Annotated in this window: 28 protein-coding genes; 1 reads left to right on the forward strand and 27 read right to left on the reverse strand. The window is 37.1% G+C overall.

Annotation, left to right across the window (positions count from 1 at the left end; genetic code table 11):
- Window positions 1–9: 9 nt before the first annotated feature.
- The 24 genes from G3O09_RS08080 to G3O09_RS08195 form a co-directional block, all read right to left on the reverse strand.
- Window positions 10–1,272 carry a tetratricopeptide repeat protein gene (locus G3O09_RS08080; protein WP_163100987.1) on the reverse strand — a complete coding sequence of 421 codons (1,263 nt, stop codon included), beginning with the start codon at window positions 1,270–1,272 and terminating at the stop codon, window positions 10–12.
- 64 nt (window positions 1,273–1,336) lie between these two features.
- On the reverse strand, window positions 1,337–2,203 hold the full coding sequence (locus G3O09_RS08085; RefSeq protein ID WP_163100988.1) for a hypothetical protein: 867 nt from the start codon (window positions 2,201–2,203) through the stop codon (window positions 1,337–1,339).
- Window positions 2,204–2,342: 139 nt separating this feature from the next.
- The gene (aroA, locus tag G3O09_RS08090; RefSeq protein WP_163100989.1) at window positions 2,343–3,635 is read right to left on the reverse strand and encodes a 3-phosphoshikimate 1-carboxyvinyltransferase; all 1,293 of its coding nucleotides are present in this window, start codon (window positions 3,633–3,635) and stop codon (window positions 2,343–2,345) included.
- A 16-nt stretch (window positions 3,636–3,651) separates the two neighbouring features.
- Window positions 3,652–4,755 (reverse strand): prephenate dehydrogenase, encoded by a 1,104-nt coding sequence (locus tag G3O09_RS08095; protein ID WP_163100990.1) that lies wholly within the window; start codon window positions 4,753–4,755, stop codon window positions 3,652–3,654.
- Window positions 4,756–4,808: 53 nt separating this feature from the next.
- Entirely contained in the window at window positions 4,809–5,900 is a 1,092-nt protein-coding gene (hisC, locus tag G3O09_RS08100; RefSeq protein WP_163100991.1) for a histidinol-phosphate transaminase, read from the reverse strand.
- A gap of 13 nt (window positions 5,901–5,913) precedes the next feature.
- Window positions 5,914–6,285, reverse strand: a complete 372-nt coding sequence (aroH, locus tag G3O09_RS08105; RefSeq protein WP_163100992.1) for a chorismate mutase — start codon at window positions 6,283–6,285, stop codon at window positions 5,914–5,916.
- A gap of 27 nt (window positions 6,286–6,312) precedes the next feature.
- On the reverse strand, window positions 6,313–7,392 hold the full coding sequence (aroB, locus tag G3O09_RS08110; RefSeq protein ID WP_163100993.1) for a 3-dehydroquinate synthase: 1,080 nt from the start codon (window positions 7,390–7,392) through the stop codon (window positions 6,313–6,315).
- Between the two features lie 4 nt (window positions 7,393–7,396).
- Window positions 7,397–8,566, reverse strand: a complete 1,170-nt coding sequence (gene aroC / locus G3O09_RS08115) for a chorismate synthase (RefSeq protein ID WP_163100994.1) — start codon at window positions 8,564–8,566, stop codon at window positions 7,397–7,399.
- Window positions 8,567–8,722: 156 nt separating this feature from the next.
- Complete coding sequence (locus G3O09_RS08120; RefSeq protein ID WP_163100995.1) at window positions 8,723–9,496, reverse strand: CheR family methyltransferase; 774 nt, start codon at window positions 9,494–9,496, stop codon at window positions 8,723–8,725.
- A gap of 377 nt (window positions 9,497–9,873) precedes the next feature.
- Complete coding sequence (ndk, locus tag G3O09_RS08125; RefSeq protein WP_163100996.1) at window positions 9,874–10,320, reverse strand: nucleoside-diphosphate kinase; 447 nt, start codon at window positions 10,318–10,320, stop codon at window positions 9,874–9,876.
- 108 nt (window positions 10,321–10,428) lie between these two features.
- Window positions 10,429–11,391 (reverse strand): heptaprenyl diphosphate synthase component II, encoded by a 963-nt coding sequence (gene hepT / locus G3O09_RS08130; protein ID WP_163100997.1) that lies wholly within the window; start codon window positions 11,389–11,391, stop codon window positions 10,429–10,431.
- A 167-nt stretch (window positions 11,392–11,558) separates the two neighbouring features.
- Complete coding sequence (locus tag G3O09_RS08135; RefSeq protein ID WP_163100998.1) at window positions 11,559–12,266, reverse strand: demethylmenaquinone methyltransferase; 708 nt, start codon at window positions 12,264–12,266, stop codon at window positions 11,559–11,561.
- 3 nt (window positions 12,267–12,269) lie between these two features.
- Window positions 12,270–13,091 (reverse strand): heptaprenyl diphosphate synthase component 1, encoded by an 822-nt coding sequence (locus tag G3O09_RS08140; RefSeq protein WP_163100999.1) that lies wholly within the window; start codon window positions 13,089–13,091, stop codon window positions 12,270–12,272.
- Window positions 13,092–13,234: 143 nt separating this feature from the next.
- The gene (gene mtrB / locus G3O09_RS08145; RefSeq protein WP_163101000.1) at window positions 13,235–13,459 is read right to left on the reverse strand and encodes a trp RNA-binding attenuation protein MtrB; all 225 of its coding nucleotides are present in this window, start codon (window positions 13,457–13,459) and stop codon (window positions 13,235–13,237) included.
- Between the two features lie 26 nt (window positions 13,460–13,485).
- Window positions 13,486–14,052 carry a GTP cyclohydrolase I FolE gene (folE, locus tag G3O09_RS08150; protein ID WP_108671119.1) on the reverse strand — a complete coding sequence of 189 codons (567 nt, stop codon included), beginning with the start codon at window positions 14,050–14,052 and terminating at the stop codon, window positions 13,486–13,488.
- Window positions 14,053–14,232: 180 nt separating this feature from the next.
- Window positions 14,233–14,505, reverse strand: a complete 273-nt coding sequence (gene hbs / locus G3O09_RS08155) for a non-specific DNA-binding protein Hbs (RefSeq protein WP_163101001.1) — start codon at window positions 14,503–14,505, stop codon at window positions 14,233–14,235.
- 853 nt (window positions 14,506–15,358) lie between these two features.
- Window positions 15,359–16,837, reverse strand: a complete 1,479-nt coding sequence (spoIVA, locus tag G3O09_RS08160; RefSeq protein WP_163101002.1) for a stage IV sporulation protein A — start codon at window positions 16,835–16,837, stop codon at window positions 15,359–15,361.
- Window positions 16,838–17,225: 388 nt separating this feature from the next.
- Entirely contained in the window at window positions 17,226–17,984 is a 759-nt protein-coding gene (locus G3O09_RS08165; protein WP_240338379.1) for a hypothetical protein, read from the reverse strand.
- On the reverse strand, window positions 17,977–18,177 hold the full coding sequence (locus tag G3O09_RS08170) for a DUF2768 domain-containing protein (RefSeq protein ID WP_163101003.1): 201 nt from the start codon (window positions 18,175–18,177) through the stop codon (window positions 17,977–17,979). The genes G3O09_RS08165 and G3O09_RS08170 overlap by 8 nt, the downstream gene beginning before the upstream one ends.
- A 214-nt stretch (window positions 18,178–18,391) precedes the next feature.
- Window positions 18,392–19,438, reverse strand: coding sequence for an NAD(P)H-dependent glycerol-3-phosphate dehydrogenase (locus G3O09_RS08175; protein WP_163101004.1), 1,047 nt, complete (start codon window positions 19,436–19,438; stop codon window positions 18,392–18,394).
- Between the two features lie 15 nt (window positions 19,439–19,453).
- Window positions 19,454–20,764 (reverse strand): ribosome biogenesis GTPase Der, encoded by a 1,311-nt coding sequence (gene der / locus G3O09_RS08180; protein WP_163101005.1) that lies wholly within the window; start codon window positions 20,762–20,764, stop codon window positions 19,454–19,456.
- A 272-nt stretch (window positions 20,765–21,036) separates the two neighbouring features.
- Entirely contained in the window at window positions 21,037–21,222 is a 186-nt protein-coding gene (locus tag G3O09_RS08185) for a capping complex subunit for YIEGIA (RefSeq protein WP_163101006.1), read from the reverse strand.
- Window positions 21,212–22,117 carry a YIEGIA family protein gene (locus G3O09_RS08190; protein WP_163101007.1) on the reverse strand — a complete coding sequence of 302 codons (906 nt, stop codon included), beginning with the start codon at window positions 22,115–22,117 and terminating at the stop codon, window positions 21,212–21,214. Before G3O09_RS08190 ends, G3O09_RS08185 begins: the two co-directional genes overlap by 11 nt.
- A 3-nt stretch (window positions 22,118–22,120) precedes the next feature.
- Window positions 22,121–22,720, reverse strand: coding sequence for a YphA family membrane protein (locus G3O09_RS08195; protein WP_163101008.1), 600 nt, complete (start codon window positions 22,718–22,720; stop codon window positions 22,121–22,123).
- A gap of 111 nt (window positions 22,721–22,831) precedes the next feature.
- Here G3O09_RS08195 and G3O09_RS08200 point away from each other — a divergent pair, with 111 nt between their 5' ends.
- The gene (locus G3O09_RS08200; protein ID WP_163101009.1) at window positions 22,832–22,966 is read left to right on the forward strand and encodes a YpzI family protein; all 135 of its coding nucleotides are present in this window, start codon (window positions 22,832–22,834) and stop codon (window positions 22,964–22,966) included.
- A gap of 61 nt (window positions 22,967–23,027) precedes the next feature.
- Here G3O09_RS08200 and fni read toward each other — a convergent pair whose 3' ends face one another.
- The 3 genes from fni to G3O09_RS08215 form a co-directional block, all read right to left on the reverse strand.
- The gene (fni, locus tag G3O09_RS08205) at window positions 23,028–24,071 is read right to left on the reverse strand and encodes a type 2 isopentenyl-diphosphate Delta-isomerase (protein WP_163101010.1); all 1,044 of its coding nucleotides are present in this window, start codon (window positions 24,069–24,071) and stop codon (window positions 23,028–23,030) included.
- A gap of 11 nt (window positions 24,072–24,082) precedes the next feature.
- Window positions 24,083–25,216: a 30S ribosomal protein S1 gene (gene rpsA, locus G3O09_RS08210; RefSeq protein WP_163101011.1), complete on the reverse strand. Its 1,134-nt coding sequence runs from the start codon at window positions 25,214–25,216 to the stop codon at window positions 24,083–24,085.
- A gap of 146 nt (window positions 25,217–25,362) precedes the next feature.
- Window positions 25,363–25,944 (reverse strand): lysophospholipid acyltransferase family protein, encoded by a 582-nt coding sequence (locus G3O09_RS08215; protein ID WP_163101012.1) that lies wholly within the window; start codon window positions 25,942–25,944, stop codon window positions 25,363–25,365.
- Window positions 25,945–25,947 lie beyond the last annotated feature (3 nt).

The following is a 25,947-nucleotide window of genomic DNA, read 5'->3' on the forward strand; positions in this document are numbered from 1 at the left end:
CTTTACCACCTAGTTTTCGCCCAATCGTTCGACTACTTGGATAAATTCTTCATTGGAAGGGTCCATTTCAAGCAGCTTATTAAATATTTCACCTGCTTGGTCAAACTTCCCTTCTTCTAATAGAAAATATCCATAATCCTCTAAAAATTCTGGATTAGTTTTAAAGAAATTATATGCTTCTTCATAATGCTTTAATGACTGTGAAAATTGCTCCAGATGTTGATAAGCGCTTGCCAGCATCCAGTCAAATTGAGGGTCGTCATCCCCGTACTTCCTTATGGAATCAATGGTTTCAACAACCTCTTCGTATTGTTCTTCGTGCTGAAAAATTTTTATTAATGTTAGAGAGGCTTCCAAATATCCTGGATCAAGTGCAATAGCTTGCCTTAAGTATTCAATAGCATCATCTTTTTTATGGCGTTTAAGAGCAAGCTTCCCAGCCTTAAAGAATAATTCTTTATTGAACTCATCTACCTTGATTCCTTGCTCGAGTGTTGTCAATGCTTGATCTAATTCCTCCATTTGTTCATAGGCACTTGCCAAAGGCACATATAATGAATGGAATTCATGGTCCATGTTTTTTAGTTCAGTTAATAATTGTATCGCTTTTGTTGGATAACCAGCTTGATATGCAGTGAACCCATATTCAAACAGTGTATTTAATTCAGTCTTATCCTCGATTGCCGATTCATAATAAGGGAGTGCTTCTTCAAACTGACCACTGTTGCTGTAGGATTCGGCTAACCTCTGATCGATACTTACTCCCGCAAGTTTTGAGTGTTTCTCCCTTACTTTTTTATAACTTTCAATTGCTCGTCCAAATCTGCCTTCTTGGTAATAAAGTTCAGCAAGTGCAAAATCTATAATAGGTTCGTTAGGCAATGAAATTTTGGCCTTTGTTAATTTTTGTTCAGCAACCTCACTTAATCCTTGTATTTGGTAAAGATCTGCTTCTAGAAGCAATGCACTTGCATACATGTCATCATCCTGTTTAACTTGACTAAGCAATTGCAGTGCATCTTCTTCTCTGTCCTGCTCCAAATATAATTCAGCTAAGGTTACAATCAATTCTCCTTCATTTGGATATCCTTTTAATAACGCTTCATAAAGTGGAATACTGTGATCATAAAAACCTAATTCCATTGCTTCTTCTGCCGTTATTAATATTTCTTCATAATCATGTGTAGCTGCTAATCCCTTTATTTTTAATTCTGCATCTTGGAGATTCCCATTTTTTAAGAGTTCAATAATTCTTACTGACGTATTTTTCATATGCAAACAATCCTGCCATTCTAATTTTTTATATTAATCGCTAAAATTTTACAAGGATAAAATATTATTGAAAGAATCCAGGTACTTTTATATCAAGCCTTTCACCGAGACCATCAGGTTGGTAGAAATTGTCCCCTGCCCTGACCACCGTGTTTTTGAAAACAGTAAAATCTATTTTATCATAATTGCTTTCATTAACGACATATTTAGTATCAACCTCTTCCTTACGATAGAGGTTATAGTTTAGTTCACCACCAATATGCAAAAACCCTTTTTTCGGGTATAGTCCAAATTTCTTCAAATTTTGCAAGGAAAGGTTTTGATTGAAAAGGTGTGAAACAAATGCAGTTGGAATCCGATGGTCCTCCATTAGTTCCTTCCATTTCTTTTCAAGATTGACATTTTGTTTTGATTCACCAGTAAAGATAGGGATCAGAACAGATTGATAAGGAAATAAATCTTCTTTTACTCTTTCCCAGGCTAATTTATGCATGGATTCATAGGTTTCAACTTCGACAAAAATAGTAGGGATTTTTTCTCTCTTACAAAAACGAATCACTTTTGAAGATAAAAGGTGAATTGGGATTTTTAATCCTATTGAATAGTCCAGAGGAAAGTCTTTTAATTGTTCAATTGTTTGCTTATATTGTGTTTGTATATGAAATTCAAAATCAATTTTGAATATAGCAAGTAGAGTATCCGCTCCAAGCTGAAGCATCTTTCTCCAAAGCCCTGAATCCAACTCCTTGTCCATCGAATAGAGATAGACATTTGTAGGAGTCATAATATACTTGTCCAAATCCATTCGGATAAATTTCAACCGATTGACTGGTGTATACATGCTATAAATTCTATTTTCCTTCACAACAAGATTGGTTTTCTGCAAGAAACCATTTTGAACAATGGACATATTTTCGACTACATATGGCATCGCATTACCTCTCTTCTTTACTTATTTAAGGCAATGTATGATTAGTCTAGTGAAAATATGTTGGATAATCCATTCAAATACAGAAAAAGAAGCCCTTTTGAACCTTAGTCCTATTAGGCTTCTCCTATATTTAACCACATTACTTTAATAAACTCTGTAGGTGTTCGAAGAAGTTAGGATACGATACATTGATTGCTTCCGAGTCTTCCAATTCCACATTTTCTTTGCATAGAAGGGCTGCAACCGAAAGCATCATTCCAATTCTGTGATCACCACGGCTATTCACTGAACCACCGTTTAGTGGCGTTTTTCCATTAATGATCATCCCATCTTCTGTAGCTTCTATGTCTGCCCCAAGTTTGGACAATTCTTCTACTACTGTCTGAATTCGATCTGTTTCTTTTACTCTTAGCTCTTTTGCATCAGAAATTATCGTTTTTCCTTCCGCTTGTGTTGCCAATAATGCGATGATAGGAATTTCATCTATTAAACGAGGAATCAAACTTCCATTTATCTCTGTACCTTTAAGACTTGAAGTTCTAATAATTAAATCTGCGACTGGTTCTTCCTTAACATTCTCATTATAAGAATGGATTTCAAGATCTGCTCCCATTTCTTTCAGAACATCGATAATACCCGACCTAGTGGGATTAATCCCTACATTATTCAATCTGACTTCACTGTTTTCTACCAATGCTCCTGCAACCAAAAAGAAAGCTGCAGAAGAAATATCGCCAGGAACGTTAATATGGGTCCCTTTTAACGTTTGTTCCCCTTCAATAGATATCTTCTGACCTTCGATTTCCACATTCACTCCAAATTTAGCAAGCATTCTTTCCGTATGGTCTCTTGTTTTTTCTTTTTCAATGACAGTGGTTGTCCCTTTTGAAAAAAGACCTGCCAATAATACACATGATTTGACTTGTGCACTTGCGACCGGCAATTCATATGTAATTGGTGTAAGATTTCCACCTCTGATACTAATGGGAGTCCGTTTCCCTTCCATTCTTCCATCAATCACAGCCCCCATTTCGCGAAGGGGAGTCACTGTCCGTACCATTGGCCGTCTTGCAATGGACTCATCTCCTGCCAACACAGAGAAGAAGGATTGACCAGCAAGTATCCCCATGATTAATCGGATTGTCGTTCCTGAGTTTCCTACATCCAATAATTGTTCAGGCTCTTGTAATCCATTCACCCCTTTTCCATGGATGGTTACAGAATCCCCGTTTCTATCAATAACAATTCCCATCTGGGAAAAACACGAAATCGTACTTAAACAATCCGCTCCTGGAAGGAAATTAGAAACGGTAGTTTTGCCTTCAGCAATACTACCAAGCATGATGGATCTGTGAGAGATGGATTTATCGCCTGGGACCTGAATTTCACCTTTTAAGCGTAAGGCATTAGTGTTTAAAGGTAGAACTTTCATATATGCTCCTTTCTAATTACGAAAGATATGTTTCATACGTGGTATTTGACTGTATGCACTTCTCTGCACTTATTCTATCTTCTTCTGTTTGGAAGCTAATCACCAAAACTCCGTATATTTCTTCACGTGTCTCTAAAATACGAATATTAGTTATACTAATACTTTCTTTTGCTAACAGGCCTGTAATTTCAGAGATGACACCTGGATAGTCTGGTACATCGATAAATAGATCATAAAACGAAGGCAATGCCCCTTTTTCTTGAACAGGCAATCCATCTCTAAAGTCTTTAGCTTGTTGAAAATAACGGAATAACCCAATTTCATTTTCAGTTAGTAATTGTGTTTTGAGATCATCCATTTCATCCACCCATTTATCTAATAAAGATATCAATACGTCCTTGTTATGAATGAAGATATCTCTCCACATTTCAGGGCTGCTGGATGCTATTCGAGTTATATCTCTAAAGCCCCCCGCCGCCAATCTCATTACTAAATCATCCTCTAGATTTCTCGTACGAGCTTGATTAACCAAGGAGGCTGCAATCAAGTGGGGAAAATGACTAACCACACCCGTTAATTCATCATGTTTATCGGGATCCACTACTAAAAACCTCGCCTTTGTGCCACTAAGCCATGCTTTTAATTCTGCAAGCTTTCTATCTTCCACATGATTAGATGGAGTCAAGAGGTAAAAAGCATTTTCAAATAAATGCGCTTTTGCTGCAGCAGGACCGCTTTTATGCGATCCTGCCATTGGGTGCCCACCGATAAATGTATAGCCTTGATCTATTAAAGGTTGTGCTTTTTCCGTTATTCTTTTCTTTGTACTGCCTACATCCGTTACAATTACCTGAGGCTTTAAGTCTATTTTAGTTAGCTGTTCCAAAATTTCTTCTGTTTGTTTAACAGGTGTTCCAATAATTATCAAATCAGCTTCTTTGGCGCCTTCTTCAAAACTATTGCAAGCTTTATCTATGATACCTAGCGCTTTGGACAATTGAATATTTTGCTCATTAATATCGTAGCCTATCACAACTGCCGAAGAATGAGCTTGTTTGATTGAAAGGGCCACTGAACCGGCAATCAAGCCAATTCCTATGACAAAGATATTCCCCCTCATTCTAACTTCTCCCTCCTCAACTTTATATTAATCATAAGGAAAAATGCCGGCTTTTACACCGGCGTTTTAATAAATTCCTTCATGAATTGAATTAATTTCTCATTTTGCTCTTCTGTACCAACAGTTATTCTAATCGAAGTAGAGAAGCCTAGTGCTTTTCCCGACCTTACTATAAAACCTTTGGAAAGTAAAAATTGAAAGACTTCATCACTATCTATTCCAAAGTCTATTAGAATAAAATTCCCTTGAGAAGGGTAGTAATTAAGTCCAGACTCATTACAGAACCTATAAAATTTCTCAAGTCCTTCTGCATTTTTCTTTTTACATTCCACAATAAACGTTTGATCCTCCAATGCTTTAGCAGCCACATACATCCCAAGGCTATTTACATTGAAAGGTTCCCGTGCAGGTTCAAGTTTTGAAATGATTTCTTCAGAAGCAATTCCATAACCAACACGGAAACCTGCTAAACCGTAAATCTTCGAAAAAGTACGAAGAATGATGATATTAGGGAACTTTTCTAAGAAAGCAAGTGTATCTGGATAATCCTCCGCAGTTACGTACTCATAATATGCTTCGTCCAAAACTACCAACACATTGGATGGCACTTGTTCAAGGAAATTGATTAAATCTCCATTATGGATATAAAGACCGGTCGGATTGTTAGGCGAGCATAACCAAACCACAGATGTATGCTCATCTACTCTATTTAGCATCTCATTTAAATCATGTGCCCCTTCCACAAGCGCAACTTCTCTTGATTCAGCTAGTTGTAGAACTGCATTATGTTTATATTGAGGAAAAGAAGGTGTAGGCATAACTGTGTTTTTTCCTGGTTCCAACAGGCTTTTGGATATTATTTGAATAATTTCATCCGAACCATTCCCAAAAATCAATTGTGTTTCTCGCACATTATATAAATTAGCTAAAGCACTTCTCAATACAGTAGCGTATCCATCAGGATATAAAGCGAAGGATCGATTCCATTCATATAATGCTTGTTTCGTAATGTCAGAACTCCCATATGGATTTTCATTGGAGGCCAATTTTGTTATTTCATTTAATCCCAATTGTTTTTTTACTTCATCGACTGATTTTCCAGGTTGATAAGGCTTTAATGATAAGACGGATTCGTTCCATTTCACGGCGGTCTTCTCCTTATTTATTGGAATGACTTAAATCTGGTCTCAACTGAATTGCTTCTTTTAAATAAATATGCTTTATTTCATTCTGAGGATTTGACGTATTAACGTGCATCATGATTCGGATACACTTTTGCAATGAACCAGGGACAGGAATCTCCTGCATGCACATCACTGGGACAAATGACCATCCCTCAAAGTTCCTAAGAGCCTTTGCAGGAAATCCAGCTGTTATATCCTCTGTAACAGAAATGAAAACTGAAGCCACAGATTCAGGTTCAATTTGGTTTTCGTTAATGATTTGAAGAATTAACTCTTCGGTATTATGCAAGATTTCCTTTTCTTCATTCATAGAGACGGTAGTAGCCCCCCTGATTCCCCTTATCATACTACCACCCTTTCATAAGTTTCTTTTCTAATACATGGTTTGTAGAACCTTTGATATCTCTACATCTGAAAATTCTTTCATAACTGGTGAACCAACTGATGATAACAATACAAATCTTACTCGGTCAGTGGTTGTTTTTTTATCTTTTTTCATAGTGGAGAGTAAAGTAGTAGGTTCCAGTTCTTTTGGAATTCTTAATGTATATCCTAAATCCTGTGCCCATTTCTTAAATTGGGCAAGATCGAACTCCAATTCAATATATTCAATACTTAATTGTAACGCGAATACCATCCCTAGAAGAACCGCTTCACCATGGGAAATGACTCCGTATCCTAGTTGGGCTTCGATAGCGTGACCAAGTGTATGTCCGAAATTCAAATATGCTCTAACTCCTGTTTCCTTTTCATCTTCTGCAACAATGTTAGATTTTACTTCAATGCCTTCTTCTAGAAACCACGATAGATTCTCATCTGCAATATCTTCGAAAGAAACAATCCGGTTTCGCATTTCAGTATAAAATGGTTTGGGAGCAATTAAACTATGTTTAATCGCTTCAGCATAACCAGAAAGCACTTCTTTTTTAGGCAATGTTGATAGGAAATCTAAATGGTAGATAACAGCCTCTGGTTGATAGAACGTCCCTATCATGTTTTTCCCTAGCGGATGATTGACAGCCACTTTCCCACCTACAGCACTATCATGTGCCAATATTGTTGTCGGTATTTGAATAAAGGGAATCCCTCTCATATACGTGGCAGCTACAAAACCAGCTAAGTCTCCAACTGCCCCACCACCTAATGCAAGGACAATAGATTTTCTGTTAAGTCCTGCTTGTAGTGCATCGGTATGGCAAGCTTGAAATACTTCAAGTGATTTAGCTTCTTCACCCCCTGGGACGATTGTGTGAAAAATGGGAGATTGAAGCTTGGATTTAATCGCTGTTTTTACAAAGTCCAGGTAAAGAGGGGCCACATTCTCATCCGTGATAATCCATATTTTATGATTCTTGAACTTTTCAGCCAGAATATCCGTTATGGAAAAGATTGCTTTTTTGTCAATAATGACTGGATAAATTTTACTTTGAGTTTTAATGTGCTGTACTTTCATGCACTTAAAATCCCTTTGTTTCTTCTCTATATTGTTCTATGAAATTCTGAAGAGTGGAAAATTTGTCTGATGGAAATTGATTGACTATCGCAGATGCCAATTCCCATGCAACAACCGCTTCTGCTACAACCGCAGCCGCAGGAACGGCACAGCTATCCGATCTCTCAATACTAGCTTCAAACGTTTCTTTAGAATCAATATCTACACTTTTCAAAGGTTTATATAAAGTAGGAATAGGCTTCATCACGCCTCTTAATACAATTGGCATGCCTGTAGTCATTCCACCTTCTAACCCACCTAAACGATTGGTTTGACGGAAATATCCTTGTTCTTCGGACCAGCCTATTTCATCATGGACTTCACTTCCAAATTTTCTTGCTGCCTCAAAGCCAATTCCAAACTCTACTCCCTTAAATGCATTGATGCTGACAATAGCTGCGGCCAATTTAGAATCGAGCTTCCGATCGAAGTGCACATAGCTACCAACACCAACTGGCATCCCTTCCACGATTACTTCAACAATCCCACCAATGGAGTCACCATTGCTTTTAGCATCGTCGATCGCTTGCATCATCTTTTGCCCAGCATCTTGATCAAGGCACCTAACAGGTGAAGCTTCTGATATTTCCTGTATTTGTGAAATAGTTAATTCTGAAGTTCGCTCAGCTTTTACTCCCCCAATTTCAACCACATGTGAAGCAATATGTATTCCTAGTAGTGAAAGAAGTTTCTTCGCTACAGCACCTGCTGCTACCCTTACCGTTGTTTCCCTGGCAGATGACCTTTCAAGGACATTTCTAAGGTCCCTATGTCCATATTTAATGCCACCATTTAAATCTGCATGTCCTGGGCGTGGTCTAGTTATTTTCCTTTTTACATCATCCGCATCCTCTTGTAGTGGCTCAATTCCCATTATTTTTGTCCAATGCTTCCAATCATTATTTTCTACAACTAAGCAAATGGGTGATCCTAGTGTTGACCCATGGCGTATCCCGGATGTAATTTCTACCGTATCCTTTTCAATTTGCATTCTACGACCTCTACCGTGACCTTTTTGTCTACGAGCAAGATCTTTATTTACATCTTCGGCGATTAATGGCATCCCTGCTGGAAGCCCTTCAAGGATGGTTGTAAGTTTTGGTCCATGTGATTCTCCTGCAGTTAAGTATCTCACTTGGTGGTACCCCCATTTCTGAATCTATATACTTTAGCGCTTAAAAGCACTGTAGTGTTATGTAACACTATATCATAAATAAAAATAATGTGTACAAAAAAAGTTTGAAATTAATCAACTTAATTTCAAACCCTTGAATGGTTATCTTTTTTCATTTTACACTTTTTTATAAAAAAAAGTATCTTCTGTTTCTAACCCGTATTTAGAAGGATTAAAAATTTGTTCTGTACTTCCTACAAAAAAAACACCCTCAGGTTTTAATGCTTGACTGAATTTATTATAAAGCTGTTCTTTTGCTTCCTCAGTAAAATATATTAGAACATTGCGACAAACGATTAGATCATAATCTGATTCAAAAGCTAGAGCAAGTAAATTATGTTTTTTAAAAGTAACTGTATTCTTAATTTCTTCTTTTACTTTGTAATAATCGCCTTGTTTATCAAAATATTTTGCCTTAATAGGAGAAGGTACTTCATTCAAGGATCGTTCATGATATACTCCTATTTTTGCTCTAGCAATTACATTGTCATCGATATCAGTAGCTAAAATTTTAATCTGCGATAATGGAAGAAATTTTGATAATACCATTGCAATTGTATAAGGTTCTTCACCAGTAGAACAAGCAGCGCTCCATATCTTAAGTTTCCTATTCGATTGTAAAAGGCGCGGTAGAATTTTCTCCTCCAAAACCTCCCATCGCTTACCGTTTCGATAAAATTCCGATACATTTATGGTCATTCTATCTAAAAATTCGTTTAGCATTTGTTTATCCGTTTTGATTGCTGAAAGGAAATCACGGAAACTTCCGTATCCTTTCTTTTCATAAAGGGAGGTCAACCTTCGTTTCATTTGTGCTTCTTTATATAAATTCAAATCGATTCCAGTCAATATTTTTACCTGTGCAATAAATTCTTGATAGTCCTGAGACATTGATTTTCTACTCCTCTAACTCCCATAAAAGGAACCTTTTATAATAATTAAAGTATAGCGGAATATCTTGGAATTTACTTTATATTTTTATGTAATTTAACAAAAAATTCAAAGAAAACCGAAAACACAATTATACATAATGCCTCACTAAACTAGCTTGTTGATTGCAGCGAGAGGCACTCGCTTTCCGAGGGGGTAAAGTAGACTATTCGGAGCATTGCGCCTGTGGTGTTTCCTTTTACCCGCATTTCCTGCAGGAGTCTTGCGCCTTCCACTCCAATCAACATAGTGTCAATTCAACAATGAACTTTTACTTAGCAATAAAAAAACTCTATCAAGGCGATAGAGTTTTTTAAATGGATTTATATACTTTCGTATTAGTAAATCCACTCGTTCATTAATTTTGTGTATTCTACTAGTTCTTCTTGTTTGAAGAATAGACCAATTTCACGCTCTGCACTCTCAGGTGAATCAGAACCGTGAATGATGTTTTTACCAACTGTAGCAGCAAATTCACCACGGATTGTTCCTGGAGCAGAATCTTTAGGATTAGTTGCACCCATCATTTGACGAGCAGTAGCGATTACATTTTCGCCTTCCCAAACCATTGCAAATACTGGGCCTGAAGTAATGAAATCTACTAGCTCTCCGAAGAAAGGACGTTCTTTATGCTCACCATAGTGTTGCTCAGCTAACTCTTGTGAGATTGACATTAATTTAGCTCCAGCTAATGTAAACCCTTTCTTTTCGAAACGAGAAACGATTTCACCAATTAACTGACGTTGTACTCCGTCAGGTTTTACCATCAAGAAAGTTTTTTCCATGTTAGTAATCCACTCCTATTTCCTGTATGTATGTGACATCCAAATGGACAATCCACGAAAAATATTATCATTGATTTAAAAAATTCGCAATATAATGACCAAAATCTATTAGAATTTTCGTTTTCCGATATTTTTCGCAATTTCCATGAATGTTTTCTTAGCTTTGTTTTCTGGTAATTGCCTTAAAATGAACAGTGCTTTTTTCAAGTACAAATCACTTACAGCTATTGATCGTTCGATGGCACCAGAGGACTTAATTACACTGATTGCACGGGCAATGTCTTCCTGAGTTGAATTTTCATTGATCGATTCCAGGATTTCCTTATTGCTGTCATGTTCCATGGCATACAATACCGGTAAGGTAATATTTCCTTGTAGTAAATCACTTCCCGCAGGCTTGCCAAGATCTTTTTCAGATGCAGTAAAATCCAAAATATCATCTGTGATTTGATAAGACATACCGACATAGTATCCGAAAAGGAACAACTTTTTATGTATATCTTCTGAAACACCTGAAGCAACCGCACCAAGTTGACAGCTCGTTGCTATCAAAAGAGCAGTTTTACGCTTAATTCTTCTGAAGTATGTTTTGATGTTTTGTTCAAAATTAAACTTGTCCTTAATTTGTTCAATTTCCCCAATACAAACTTCTACAATAGTGTTGGAAAGAATTTGATGCGCAACTGAATTGTCAATATTAGCCATCAACTCTAATGAACGAGCGAAAATATAATCACCCGTGTACATTGCTACCCTATTGTCCCATTTAGACTTAATAGTTGGCGCACCTCTTCTTAATTCTGCATCATCAATGACATCATCATGTACTAGGCTAGCCATATGAATCAATTCTAAGGCAACGGCCACATTCTTCGTCACATGAATATCATGTGTTCCAAATTTTGACGCCAATAAAACAAACACTGGGCGAATTCTTTTCCCACCTGCCTGCAATAAATGCATAGAAGCCTCACGAAGAACAGGCGAATTTGCTTGAATGGTAGCTTCTAATTCTTTTTCGATTATTTGTAGGTCTGCATTCAAAAAAGAATACAACATTTTTAATTTCATTTAATCCACCCAGCTTTACTTCATCAAGTCTTCTAAAAAATGCGAGAAGAGCCCATTTGTATGGGACGACCACTAAACAATATCGTCCTGGATCTTGTAGGCACTCCCGAATGTTTGATAATCCGAAGCTAGACCCGTGGCCTAACAACCAATAGTAACTCTCTTAATTAGTTAGGTTTATACCCAATATGTGTTGCAGCAACTCCACCACTATGAGGTTTATATGTAACCTTTTCAAAACCTGCTTGCTTAAACATATTCGCAAGCTCTTTCATTCCTGGAAAATCCCGAGCTGATTCCTGTAACCAAGAATATTCATTATAACTTTTTGCAAAAAGTTTTCCGAATAGAGGCATAAAAAATCTGAAGTAAAAATAATAGAGTTGTCTAAACCCTATCATAGTAGGTTGTGAAGTTTCTAAACAAACTGCCATACCTCCAGGCTTTAAAACACGATTCATTTCCTTTAAAACGTGAAGGTAGTCGGGTACATTCCTTAAACCAAATCCTATTGTCACATAATCAAAAGTATTGTCTTCAAAGGGCAGTTCCATTGCATTGCCATGAATTAATTCGACTTGTTCAAGGTGTCGATCTTTTACTTTCTCGATTCCGACATTCAACATGTTCTGGCTGAAGTCTACCCCCTTAACAATTCCTTCATTCCCTACTTCATGTGCCAATGCTATGGTCCAGTCCGCAGTTCCACAGCAAACATCTAGAGCCTTTGAACCTTTTTTCACATTCATGATTTTCATCGTGGAATTACGCCATTTAATGTGCTGTTGGAAGCTGATGACTGAATTCATTTTATCGTAGTTTTGTGATATTTTCTCAAAGACTTTGTGTACTTTTTCCTCTTTCGAATGTTGCATTGTTTACCCTTCTTCCGCGAACGAATTGGCAATTACCAAATTATGTTTACCTATCGCATCTAATCTGATTTTCACTTGTTCATTGATAGGGGTCAGCGTTTTTCTTGCCTGCTCGGTAAGGTTATTCACATGTATGATACATTGATCCAATTTTCGGACAACGAAAATTCTTTGGTCATCAGTCAAATGCATTCCCATTTTCGGAAACAAGATTTTCTTCAATACATCGACAATTGGTGAGCCCTTTTTATTTTCAAAAGCTTGCTTTTCGTCAATTAAACGATTCAAAAGCAATAGGTTCGAAATATATTCAGACCAGGCAGTCTTATTAAAAAATTCAGCTATCGTTAGGACAAGGGATGCTTCTATGATCCTAACGCTATCTAAAAGGTCATTTATATCATCTATCGTCGATTGATAGACTTTAATTTTTTGTTCATTGATATCCTTTATGGCTCCAGCTAATGCTTGAATAAGTGGCACTTGACTGATATCAGACAAGATCTTGTAATAGAGCCCGCTATAATAATCCCCTGCAAGCACTGTTAGTTGTCTATTGCGTAAAATGGACATATTTTCAGTTTTAAGGGTTGAATTAGTTACTAGTTCATGGGTATCCAAGGCAATTTGAACTAACATGGTAGAAGTGATATATTTATCAATCTCTTCATCCGATAAGTCCAAATCCTCTAACATAGATACAAGGAGGAAAAGTTTATTATCATCAATGAACGGCTTTTCTAAAAAGTGAAGAAGGTAAGGATGTCCTGCCTTTGATAAAATTAAACTTTTGAGTTCTTCCATGTACATGTTCAAATCCTTCACCTTTCATCACCCTTGTAGCCAAAATTATGTATAGTTATTATTTCCATATACCATTATTTTTAAGCGAAAACCTTAAAAGCACATGTCATTATAACATACAATGGGATTAGTGGCTCGGTTTATGCATTTTTTTATAAGCAACATTATTTCTTTTCACTTTCCATCTGTCCAAAAGGTGTAAAGATTTTCGCATTGCCCCTGATCTTGATTGCAGAAGTATGTTCTGTAAATTGTGCAATCATTACTTCACCTGCATCCAATTTTTCAGAATGATGGAATCTAGTATCTGAACCACGTGTCAAACCGATTACATTGACTCCATCTTCTATCGCTTTAATAACAACATAGTCCATCACTTTTTCTTTCATTTGAAGTACCCCCATGACAATGTAGGCTAGGATTTAATCAATGATAAAACTTCAGACCTTGCTTTCGAATCTTTTGCAAATATTCCACGAACTGCGGATGTGACCGTTTTAGCCCCAGGTTTTTTTACGCCACGCATTGTCATACACATATGCTCTGCTTCGACAATGACCATAACACCATGAGGTTCAAGTTTCCCCATTATCGCATCAGCTACCGTAGAAGTGATTCTTTCTTGTAATTGTGGTCTTTTAGCGACTGCTTCTACAGCTCTAGCAAGCTTGCTTAATCCCGTTACCTTGCCATTTCTAGGGATATATGCTACATGTGCATGTCCGTAAAACGGCACTAAATGATGTTCACAAACTGAATGGAAGGCAATATCTTTTACTAAGACCAATTCCTCGTGATCTTCTCCAAAAATAGTTTGAAAGTGTTGGGATGGATCTTCTCTTAATCCAGAGAAGATTTCTTCATACATTCTTGCAACTCGTTTTGGAGTATCCAGTAGCCCTTCCCTATTAGGGTCTTCACCTACCGCTTCTAGGATCATTCGTATCGCTTCTTCAATTTGTGCGTGATTTATATTCGTCAATCTAATATCCTCCCAAAAGGCCAATCATAGTTTTATGTATTCACGTCTTCATATTAGCACATTTACAAAAACAGACGCAAAATATGTAGAAGAATTGTGTATTTGGATTCAAAAAATTAAGGCCTGTCATGTAGACAGGCCTTAATTATGTAAGATTTTTGCCATTAATTTATGGCTAGATTATTTAACAGCGTCTTTAAGCGCTTTTCCTGGTTTGAATGCAGGAACTTTGCTTGCAGAAATTTCGATTTCTTCACCAGTTTGTGGATTGCGACCTTTACGGGCTGCACGCTCACGTACTTCGAAGTTACCAAAACCGATAAGTTGTACCTTATCACCGTTTTTCAATGCGTCTAGAATTGTATCAAAAACAGCATCAACAGCTTTTGTTGCGTCTTTCTTTGAAAGTTCGCTAGCTTCTGCGACTGCATTAATTAGTTCTGTTTTGTTCATGCCATTCACCTCCTCCCAAAAGGAATTTTTCAAAAAAAGAAGTATGTAATACCGAATAATCCATGAATAATCATTGCGGCTTATTCTACTATCAAATCTCTACCAATTGCAAGAAAAAATAAATACGAGTATCGGTAGAATGGCTTTACTCTGCGTTTTCTGTTAGTAGATTATCATAATCACATAGGGTTAGCAAGAGAATTCAATAAATAATGAGAATCTTTTGTTTAAAATTAACAATTTTCTTGGTTTTTGTCCTCAAATGCCATCTTTCCCTTAAATATCAAGGTTTAAACCCTTCTCTCATAAAGCGTAAAAATTTTCTGATAAGGATAAGGGATTATTTTCAAGTTGCAATTTATTTAACCATTATTTTTAGGTTCTTGTAAATAGATAATAGTTTTTAAGGATAGTCTTTTTTTAGAAAAATATCCTTAAAACAAATGCTTTGTTAAAGTATAGTGTTGTTTTTTGACTCATTTGAATTAAAAGAAGACTTTTATAGTCCATTAATAACTGAAAAATGCATTTTTATCGTAAATTCTACCTTAAAATCCAAAATACTTTTTGATATTTAATGGTTTTTTAGAAGGAACCCCATATCTTTATCGAAACTGAAAGAATTTAAATCGAAACTGGAAAAATACATTCGAAAATCAATAAATATCGATTTTTCGACAAAAACAATCAAAAACCTAAACAAAATTCCTCATTGGTTAGATCCATTTTAGTATTTCTACTTTAGTTGTCTAGGTTAGCTTGAAAAGCCCGGCATTTTAATATTTGGCGGCCAAATACGAAACAAAAAAATGCTCAAACAGTCGTCATTTTCGACCATTTGAGCACTCTATGTTTATAATATAATCGCGATTAACCCACCAGAGCCTTCATTAATGATTCTTTCTAAGGTTTCTTTTAATTTGTAACGCGCATTTTCTGGCATTAGGCTAAGCTTTGCTTGGATTCCTTCACGAACAAGGGAGCTTAAGCTGCGTCCGAAGATATCTGAATTCCAGATTGAAAGTGGATTGTCTTCGAAATCTTGCATTAAGTATCGGACTAATTCCTCACTTTGTTTTTCTGTTCCAATGATCGGTGCAAATTCTGATTCCACGTCCACTTTAATCATATGGATTGACGGGGCTACCGCTTTTAATCTAACACCAAATCTAGCTCCTTGACGGATGATTTCAGGCTCATCTAGACTCATGTCAGACAAAGAAGGCGCTGCAATGCCATATCCCGTTTGCTTAACCATTTTCAATGCATCAGACACTTGGTCATACTCAGCTTTGGCATGTGCGAAATCCTGCATCAATTCCAGCAAATGATCTTTCCCTCGGATTTCGACACCTACAATCTCTTTAAGGATCGTATCGTATAGTTCGTCAGGGGCATGTAAATCAATTTCTGCCACCCCTTGCCCCATATCGATACCAGCCAAGGCAGCACTGTCGATGAATTCGAAGTCATTGAAATGGCTAACGACTCTATCCACATCACGCAATCTCTTAATATCCTTAACTGTTTCTTTAACAGCTTCCTGATAGCTCTCACGTAACCAGTGATTTTCCCGAAGAACCATAACCCAACTTGGAAGGTTAACATTCACTTCCAATACAGGGAATTCGAATAATGCTTCACGCAAAACGTTAAGAACATCTGATTCACGCATACTTTCAACACTCATGGCTAGCACTGGAATGTCGTACTGCTCTTGCAAGGATGTACGTAACAATTCTGTGTCTGGGTGATGAGGTTGGACAGAGTTGATTACCATGATAAATGGTTTTCCTACTTCCTTAAGCTCATTTATCACTCTTTCTTCCGCTTCAACATAGTCCGAGCGATGGATTTCACCGATTGTTCCATCTGTCGTTATGACTACCCCTAAAGTGGAATGGTCTTGAATGACTTTTCTTGTGCCAATCTCTGCTGCTTCATGAAATGGAATTGGTTCTTCATACCATGGAGTATGAATCATTCGAGGACCATTTTCATCCTCATATCCTTTTGCTCCCGGTACGGTATAGCCAACACAGTCAACTAATCTAATGTTCACTTCAAGCCCATCATCCACTTTTACAGATGCCGCAGTATTTGGGACAAATTTAGGCTCTGTTGTCATGATTGTTTTTCCGGCTGCACTTTGTGGTAGTTCATCTTGTGCTCTGGATCGATCAGCTTCATTTCGAATGTTAGGAATCACTACTAATTCCATAAATTTTTTTATGAAGGTGGATTTGCCAGTACGTACAGCACCAACAACTCCTAAATAAATGTCTCCGCCAGTCCGTTCTGCAATATCTTTAAAAATATCTACTTTTTCCACGAGATTCCCTCCCGATATTTAGAGTTCCTGGGATTTTTCTATCCATTTTTAATAGTATTGGACAATATATGTGTATGAGACTACCTTGTACAAATATGCTTATTTTTTCTTATATGCCTCCTTTTTTCTTTTAGGTTTTCCAAATCTTCCATTGCCGGAGAACACAAACCCCTATTTTTGACGCTACGCCCACTATTTTGAATGATGGTTTACCAGAACCATAATATTCTCATGCTAGTTGGCAAAAATGATTAATTCATATCGGTTTCTGATGGAAAGGTTTTGGTGACATTTATATAATTGCAGCAATATGCTAAGTTTTAAGTACTTGTTGAAAAAACAAAAAACCCTTCTCCTGCAATATATTTGCACAGGAAAAGGGTTATTCCTATTTTGTCATGAATTTCGGCATCTTTCCATCTTCGCTGATTGTATAGGGCAAAGAATAGGCTGGAACAAAGAATGAGTTTTCAACTAAAATATTACGAATATCATCACCTGGTTTGAAATTATGCTTATTGTTTTCAAGCGCAGAGATTAAATCTGGAGTATAATCGACAAATAATTCTCCATTAGTATCTATCACTAATCCTAATTGTTTTTGAGAAAAAGGACTTAATACAGTAGGGATTTCTTTTACTCCAAGCTTTTTATAATCCAATGTATAAACATCATTGGTCAATCTCTCCTTAAAAGGAGGATAACCATTCGCTTGGCGATAAACCATCAATCGGATATTCAAGTCCTGCAATGTGTTTGCAATTCTCATATCAAATAACTTAACAGTAGGATTAGTTTCAGCATCCACAAGTGTGTATTGAAAAACCCCTCCGCTTTCATATGCATTTCCTGGAGGTTCTGCTAAGTATTTTGGGACGATCTTTTTAAAGTCAATTAAATATTTTTGATATATAGGTGTCCCTGCTTCTGTCGTTTTGATTGGTAACAAACCAGTTTGATCCGTCTTGTATTGATTGACTGCTGTTTGTACCATCATTATTTGATCTTTATATGGAACCTGGTTTTCCTTTCTTTGATCAGTAGGATATAGACAGCCTGTCAATAAAAATGAAAGGATTATACATAAAAGAATAAAGCTCCATTTTTTACTTGGGTTATTAATATGTATATTCATCTTGTCACCCATTCGTCGGTCCGCTTAGGACTACTAAAAATATGATTATGCCTGAAATGATCATTAACATATACGCAAAGATAGCAGTCAATACACGGAAAAACCCCTTTAGTTTATAGCGGCTTAGATAAATCAAAATAATGGATAAAAACATAAATCCCATTGATGCAAGTGAGATCCACATCTTTTGTAAAGCTGGTGTCATTTCGAATTCACTCCTTTTCACGAAAAGTATTATATCATAAGCAGAAAAAAAACAGGAAAATCTTATTTCGATTCTCCTGTTTTCTGACTAATTTATCACCATTTTAGGTTCATTGACCAGTTTGGTACTCTGTATAGTATGCATCAAGGTGAACCACTGCACCCATAAATGCCTATATTCATTGAAATTTCCTAAAATAATGGAGTGAAGGGAATTATTTAGTCACATCCAAGATATTGACTAAGTCTTCCATTTCAGCTTTCTTTGTCCTAGACATCAACGAATCAACGGCTGCCTTTACGGGTTCGCCATTAAATAACACACCATACAATGCTTCTGTAATCGGCATTTTCACTTCATATTTCTGAGCTAACTGGTAAGCTGCTTTAGTAGTACGGACGCCCTCGACAACCATTCCCATATTTTCAAGCACTTCATCAAGTCTTTGCCCTTGTCCCAACATGTTTCCAGCTCTCCAATTTCGAGAGTGCACACTAGTGCAGGTAACAATTAAGTCACCTATACCCGTTAATCCTGAAAAGGTAAGTGGGTTTGCCCCCATAGTTGTACCAAGGCGAGCAATCTCGGCTAATCCTCTTGTAATTAGTGCTGCTTTGGCATTATCACCATAACCAAGGCCATCCGTAATTCCAGCAGCAAGAGCAATAATATTCTTCAATGCTCCCCCAATTTCAACCCCAATTACATCAGCATTCGTGTACACACGGAAATTCGTGTTCATGAACAGATCTTGAATGACTTCCGCTGCGTTCATATTTGTTGAAGAAACCGTAACAGTGGTAGGGTGTCGCAAACTTACTTCCTCAGCATGGCTTGGCCCAGATAAGACTACAACATCTTTTAATAGTTCAGATGGCATTTCTTCTTCAATCATTTCTGAAATGCGAAGGAGTGTATCTGGTTCGATCCCTTTGCTCACATGGACGACAACAATAGGATGTGAAATAACTTCCGAAATGGAGGAAAGTACCTCACGAATCGCTTTTGTAGGTACAGCAAGAATTACATTCTCCACTCCATCTAGAGCTTTCTCTAATGAATCATAGCCAATGATTGAAACAGGCAATTCAATTTCAGGTAAATATTTTTTATTTGTATGATATGTGTTTATTTCTTCAATTTGGCTTGCGTTATGCCCCCATAAGCGGACATCATGGCCGTTGTCAGCGAGAACCATTGCAAGAGCTGTCCCCCAGCTTCCTGCACCAATTACTGCGACTTTTTCACGACTATGAACCATATCATCACAACCTTTTTATTTTCTTTGTCTTGCGAATATCCTTATCGGTGTGCCTTCAAATCCGAATGCATCACGAATTCTATTCGTTAAAAATCTCTCATATGAGAAATGAAGTAGTTCCGGTTCATTTACAAAGACGACAAATGTTGGTGGTTTGACCGCAACCTGTGTCGTATAGAAAATCTTCAATCTCTGACCTTTATGTGTTGGAGTTGGGTTCATTGCTACAGCATCAGTGATGACTTCATTTAATACATTGGTTGGAACACGCATTGAATGATTTTCACTTACAGTATCTATTACAGGAATTAACGTATGTGTCCTTTTTCTAGTTTTAGCTGAAAGGAAAACAACTGGTGCATAATCTAAGAACAAGAAATGCTCACGAATATTTTTCTCAAAATCGCGCATTGTATTTTCATCTTTTTCAACCGCATCCCATTTATTCACAACAATGATGACAGCTCTACCAGATTCATGTGCATAACCAGCAATTTTTTTATCTTGTTCCCGAATGCCTTCTTCTGCATTAAGGACGACAAGGACTACATCTGATCTTTCAATTGCACGCAAAGCACGTAATACGCTATATTTTTCTGTACTTTCGTATACTTTTCCTTTTTTCCTCATCCCTGCTGTATCAATAATGACATACTTTTGTCCATTATACGTGTAAGGAGAGTCAATAGCATCACGAGTAGTACCTTCAATGTCACTAACAATTACTCGATCTTCCCCTAAAAGAGCATTTACAAGAGAGGATTTCCCTACATTCGGTCTACCTATTAAGCTAAACTTCGTAACATCATCATCATAATCCGAACCATTGTAATTCGGGAAATGCTTAGCTACTTCATCTAAAAGATCCCCTAAACCAAGACCATGTGTACCCGAAATCGGGAACGGTTCACCGAAGCCTAAGGAATAAAAATCATATACTTGGTCCCTCATCTCAGGATTGTCCACTTTATTGACTGCAAGAACCACTGGTTTTTTCGTTTTGTATAGAATTTTAGCTACTTCTTCATCTGCAGAAGTAACCCCTTCTCGACCATTCGTCATTAAAATGATGACATCAGCCTCATCAATGGCAATCTCTGCTTGTTGACGAATCTGCTCCAAAAACGGCTCGTCACCGATATCAATTCCGCCTGTATCAATTATATTGAAATCGTGAGTCAACCATTCCCCTGAGCTATAAATTCGATCACGTGTCACTCCTGGAATATCTTCGACAATGGATACTCTTTCTCCTACAATTCTGTTAAAAATGGTGGATTTCCCTACATTAGGCCTTCCAACAATTGCAACGACTGGTTTTGGCATGGAAGTCACCCTTTCTTTTTTATTTTTCAAAAGCAGATTCAATAGGCAAGGCCCAAACTGACTTTGAGCCCAAAATGGTACCTCCCGAAAACTGCATGATTTGTTTTGTCCAATTGTATCTTGCTAGCGAAAAGAACCCTTCTTGTCCACTAAGAAGGGTATAGCTATCTAATAGTACCAAATTATCCTAACAACAACAATCTTTATCCATTACAAAATGATGACTAAACTAACTCTCTTGCGTCGTAAACCTATCTATTTACACTACACAACTAATGTTTTACAATTATTAGCATTTCTTCGCAAAGCATATGGGCTATTCCATCAAGAATTGCTTCTAGATTCGCTGCGAAATGCTCCATCTCATCCTTTGATTCGCAATGAAACACATAGCCTCCAAATGGTACTTTTTCAGGTTTCGTAGTGACCACAGCTAAAATACATTTTTCAAGTGCCATGAGGTCCACTTCCCTTCATTTTGCGGTCAGCCGATTCTGACGGCATTCGAATTGCATTCTCTAAAGTAGGAACATTCCCAATGACTCTGATTGCTTGTTCTACATCTTTTTCCTGTGGCAATACGAATACTGCGACTCTTCCATCCTCTAAATCCCTTTTTACCAGAGGAATCAAAGACGGTGTCCCTGAATCACGGTACACACCCATTGCTGTAGATACATCATGTAGAATTGCTTGTCTTTGGCCTAAATTAGATATTGTAGAACGAACATTGAAGTTTTTCGGTTTTAGGATAAATCCCATTCCATGCTCTAGCAATGCTTTCTGTCTATCTGGAAGTCCAATATTCATAATATGAATATTATCAACATACAACCCTGGTCCTTCGAATCGTGGCTTAACGTATTCAATCTCTACAATGTCTTTAAGATGTGTACCTGTCATGAATTTTTTGCAAATTATAAGTGATAGTAAAAAAGCAACGATTCCGACCCATACATTCCATATTAAATATCCCCCTGTGCAAACCAAGGAAGTCATGATTACAAGATAATTCCTACCTTCGAATGCGATGGCAATCCCTTCAATATATGTACTCCCTCTTTTAACTAGCTCGTACTGGTCCAATTCTGTTAATGTATTACGTTCCATGTTCCTGACTTCCCTAAATTGAGAAGCGGCAAGAGCCAAAAAAGTTATGGCTGTAAATTCTTCCTCAAAAACAGCTGGGAGAACTATACTACCTAAACCAGCCGCAATGAATCCTATTGCAAGATGTATGACTTTACCATGCAAATAGGTGGGATATTGGCGATAATCACTTCTAAGCATAAAAATTCTTGCAAGGGTCCCTGTTATGACACCGAAAACGATTGGATAAAAATATTCATTCACCCGCTACACCTCTTTCTTCGCTGCAAATCTCGTTTGTGTTATGGCAGTTGCCGATATTTCAAATAGTCTCCAAATCATATTACCTGCACCTACTTTTGCCACTTGGTCCATCCAACTGTTAGAAAAGGGGTGGTACGGCAAACCTAGTCTGTAAACCGCCATGAACATGAGCATTTCACCTACAATCATCCCTAACAATAATGAAACAATTCGTAATTTCCATTGATACACGAGTATTATGCTCAAGTAGAGTAAAATTATTGTAAGCATCCATGTAGGATCAAATAAAATCCACACAGGATCAATCATTGCGAATATCCCAAAGCTTGCTATACATAATCCAATGATTAATGATGAGATGAATAGATGTGAAATTTGTTTTAAATTAAAGGTCCTTGTATGAAGAAAAAGAATGATTATCAGATAAAGTGCGGCTAGGCTTACATGAATTGATGAAACAGGAATCGGAAATTCATATGGTGATAATATGATTAACACCAACACATGAAAGATATTTCTATTCCTATTAGAAGAGGAATTATAGAAGAATGTGAGTATCACGAAAATAATCCAAGCAAGCCAAATAAAAAAAATACCTTCCATCGAGATTCCTCCTTTAACATCCATTATGTCTTTTCAAGCGAATGCTTAATCAACTAAGCAGGAATAATCTCTCTTAATCATGGAAAGGTAAGTGCAGGGAGGTGTTAATGGATGGGTAAGGATAGGCAAGAAAAAAAACTAAGAGAAAGTAAAAGAGTAGAATCCGATCGTGATCAGGCGCTACATTATCCAGGAGCGACTTCACTTGAAGGTCCGGAAGAAGCGAGAAAACGAAATAAACATTAAAAAATGGCATCATTTTAAGACCCGTTGTTCGTTAACAACGGGTCTTTCACTGTAAAGTTCACTATTTGGAATCATTATTCAATAAATTTCTTTGTTTGGCCCATTCAAGAGAATGTCCTAATAAAACATAAGGGGCAGAATTCAAATCTTCGATCTTCTTTTTACCTAATGCCACCATCATTAATTTTATGTCTTCTTGGATGTCTTCAATTTGTGATTTTAACGCCTCAAATCCACGCTCTTTGTATACTTTTAATAATAAACCAGCCAGTCCAGTTGCTTTGGCACCTAGTGCCAAACTTTTTACAATATCAAGTGAATCTTTAATGCCGCCAGAAGCAATAACTGTAAGATCCTTCCCAACTGATTTTGCTTCCATTATTGAGCAAACTGTTGATATACCCCACTGGTTAAAGTACGATAAACCTCTATTTCTACGATTATTTTCAATCTTAGCGAAATTGGTGCCACCAAACCCTCCGACATCAACAATGGTTACACCTACTGAAGTAAGTTTATCAACTGTTTCCTTGCTCATTCCAAATCCTACTTCTTTTACAATAACCGGAACTTCAACAGAATTCACGATTTGTTCAATCCTGGTAAGGGCACCTGCAAAAGATCGATCGCCCTCAGGCATTGTCAATTCCTGAATCACATTCAAATGAATTTGCAAAGCATTGGCTTCTATCATTTCTATAGCTAGTTTAGCTTGATCAGCTGTTGCCTCCGCTCCCAAATTCCCAATAATGATTCCTTTAGGATTCATTTCTCTAACTATCTTATATGTGGATATTTGAGAGGAATCCTTTATTGCGGCCATCTGTGAACCAACAGCCATTCCTATTCCAGTCTCCTTGGCAACCATAGCAAATGCTCGGTTGATATCTTTTGTTTCTTCACCGCCACCACCAGTCATTGCGTTGATAAAAATTGGCGAACTTAAAGTAAGTTCGCCAATTTCAGTAGTTAAATCAATTTCATCAACATTGATATCTGGTAAGCTTTGATGAACAAACATCAGATCATGGAAACCCGCTTTACCCTCTTGCCCAATTGTAAGGGCATGCTCGATATGATCTAATTTACGTTTTGTCCTAGTCAAGCTCATCACCATTATTTTAAGTCTTTTAATTTGTCACCTATCATATCACCAAGTTGAAACCCTTTGTTTTCTTCTGGAAGTTCATAATCCACATGATCAAATGAATCCTTTTCCAGTAATTCCTTGATGCTTAAGGATAGACGTTGCTCTTCTTCATTTACGTCAAGAACTTTCACCTTAACAGTTTGCCCTTCTTTTAGTGCTTCATGCGGTGTTGCAATGTGTTTATGGGAAATTTGAGAGATGTGTACAAGTCCTTCCACTCCTGGCAGAACTTCAACAAAGGCACCAAAAGAAACTAATCTTCTAACGACACCCTCAAGGACTGCTCCTTTTTGTGCTTTTACAGATATTGAAGCCCATGGTCCAGGAAGAGTTTCCTTGATGGATAATGAAATTCTCTCATTATCTCTATCAACCGATAAGACCTTTACGTTGACTTTATCTCCTTCTTTGACAACATCAGCAGGTTTATTTACATGTTCATGGGATAATTGAGATACATGGACTAGACCATCCACACCACCAATATCAACAAACGCACCAAAGTCAGTCAAACGCTGTACAGTCCCTTCAAGAACTTGCCCTACTTGTATATTGCTTAGTAGGTCTTGCTTATGCTTACCCTTTTCTTCTTGAACCACTGCACGATGTGATAAAATAAGTCGATTTTTTTCTTTATCAAGTTCCACTATTTTAAATGTCATAGTACGGTCTTTATAATCTGAAAAATCCTCGACAAAATAGTCTTCCACTAAAGAAGCAGGTACAAATCCCCTAACTCCAAGGTCGACTACTAAGCCCCCCTTAACGACGTCCTTTACAACCGCCTCGAAAACTTCCTGAGACTCAAAACTTCTTTCAAGCTCATCCCATGCTTTTAATGCATCGACTTTGCGTTTTGAAAGGATTAAGTTTTCTTCTTCAACTTTGATGACTTCAAGCTCTAATTCGTCACCTTCATTAACTGCATCAGTAGCTTTTTCGATATGAAGACTGGATAATTCACTAATAGGAATAATACCATCGGACTTACTGTTTTCTACATCGACAATGACTTGCTTCTCTTCTACCTTGATTACCTTTGCTTTCACTTTGTCGCCAACACCAAAATTGTTCACTTCAAACTGTTGTTCCTCTGTCATATGTACTCCTCCTTATCCCATGTCTGCTTAGCAGCGTATACTATTTCATCGTTTTGGTTACATTAAAGTCACCATTGTTTGAATAAATAGAAATATTCTTATTAAATAAATTCTAACAAAAAGCGAAATTTGTCAAGTAAAGTGGCTTATCTATGCTGATTGATTAGGTCACCGATTTTCCCCATAATTAAATCGGTAGCTTGTTCAGCATTTAATTTCTCACCTTGATATTCTTTTACATTTATCGGTTCCCCATATACGACTTTAAGTTTTTTGAAAGCCTTATATGGACCTATGATTGCACAAGGGACCACCAAAGCATCTGACCTTAAAGCAAAGAAACCTGCCCCAGCCAGACCTTTACCTATCTCACCAGTTTTGTTTCTAGTTCCTTCAGGAAACAACCCTAATACATTCCCATCTTTTAAAACTTGTAAACCTCTTCTTAGTGCTTCCCTATCACTCATTCCTCTTTTAACAGGGAATGCAAGGATTCCTGGTAGTAATTGTTTTAGAATGGGTAGATTAAATAATTCTTCTTTAGCCATAAAATGAACATCACGAGGGGCTGTAATTCCAACCACTGGTGGATCTAGATTATCGATGTGATTTGCACAAAGAAGAACTCCCCCTTCTTTTGGGAAGTTTTCTTTGCCAATGACTTCAATGCGATAGGTTGGATATAACGCCATACCCACAACTGTTTTTGCAAATTTATATAAACTCACCGT

This window comes from Peribacillus alkalitolerans (assembly GCF_010882125.1).
Taxonomy (GTDB): domain Bacteria; phylum Bacillota; class Bacilli; order Bacillales; family DSM-1321; genus Bacillus_BN; species Bacillus_BN alkalitolerans.

Coding starts and splice junctions, on each gene's coding strand:
- G3O09_RS08080 (WP_163100987.1), bottom strand. CDS start 1,272: ATGAAAAATACGTCAGTAAGAATTATTGAACTCTTAAAAAATGGGAAT.
- G3O09_RS08085 (WP_163100988.1), bottom strand. CDS start 2,203: ATGCCATATGTAGTCGAAAATATGTCCATTGTTCAAAATGGTTTCTTG.
- aroA (WP_163100989.1), bottom strand. CDS start 3,635: ATGAAAGTTCTACCTTTAAACACTAATGCCTTACGCTTAAAAGGTGAA.
- G3O09_RS08095 (WP_163100990.1), bottom strand. CDS start 4,755: ATGAGGGGGAATATCTTTGTCATAGGAATTGGCTTGATTGCCGGTTCA.
- aroH (WP_163100992.1), bottom strand. CDS start 6,285: ATGATAAGGGGAATCAGGGGGGCTACTACCGTCTCTATGAATGAAGAA.
- aroB (WP_163100993.1), bottom strand. CDS start 7,392: ATGAAAGTACAGCACATTAAAACTCAAAGTAAAATTTATCCAGTCATT.
- G3O09_RS08120 (WP_163100995.1), bottom strand. CDS start 9,496: ATGTCTCAGGACTATCAAGAATTTATTGCACAGGTAAAAATATTGACT.
- ndk (WP_163100996.1), bottom strand. CDS start 10,320: ATGGAAAAAACTTTCTTGATGGTAAAACCTGACGGAGTACAACGTCAG.
- hepT (WP_163100997.1), bottom strand. CDS start 11,391: ATGAAATTAAAAATGTTGTATTCTTTTTTGAATGCAGACCTACAAATA.
- G3O09_RS08135 (WP_163100998.1), bottom strand. CDS start 12,266: ATGCAACATTCGAAAGAGGAAAAAGTACACAAAGTCTTTGAGAAAATA.
- mtrB (WP_163101000.1), bottom strand. CDS start 13,459: ATGAAAGAAAAAGTGATGGACTATGTTGTTATTAAAGCGATAGAAGAT.
- hbs (WP_163101001.1), bottom strand. CDS start 14,505: ATGAACAAAACAGAACTAATTAATGCAGTCGCAGAAGCTAGCGAACTT.
- G3O09_RS08165 (WP_240338379.1), bottom strand. CDS start 17,984: ATGGGTGACAAGATGAATATACATATTAATAACCCAAGTAAAAAATGG.
- G3O09_RS08170 (WP_163101003.1), bottom strand. CDS start 18,177: ATGACACCAGCTTTACAAAAGATGTGGATCTCACTTGCATCAATGGGA.
- G3O09_RS08175 (WP_163101004.1), bottom strand. CDS start 19,438: ATGGTTCATAGTCGTGAAAAAGTCGCAGTAATTGGTGCAGGAAGCTGG.
- der (WP_163101005.1), bottom strand. CDS start 20,764: ATGCCAAAACCAGTCGTTGCAATTGTTGGAAGGCCTAATGTAGGGAAA.
- G3O09_RS08185 (WP_163101006.1), bottom strand. CDS start 21,222: ATGGCACTTGAAAAATGTATTTTAGCTGTGGTCACTACGAAACCTGAA.
- G3O09_RS08195 (WP_163101008.1), bottom strand. CDS start 22,720: ATGGAAGGTATTTTTTTTATTTGGCTTGCTTGGATTATTTTCGTGATA.
- G3O09_RS08200 (WP_163101009.1), top strand. CDS start 22,832: ATGGGTAAGGATAGGCAAGAAAAAAAACTAAGAGAAAGTAAAAGAGTA.
- rpsA (WP_163101011.1), bottom strand. CDS start 25,216: ATGACAGAGGAACAACAGTTTGAAGTGAACAATTTTGGTGTTGGCGAC.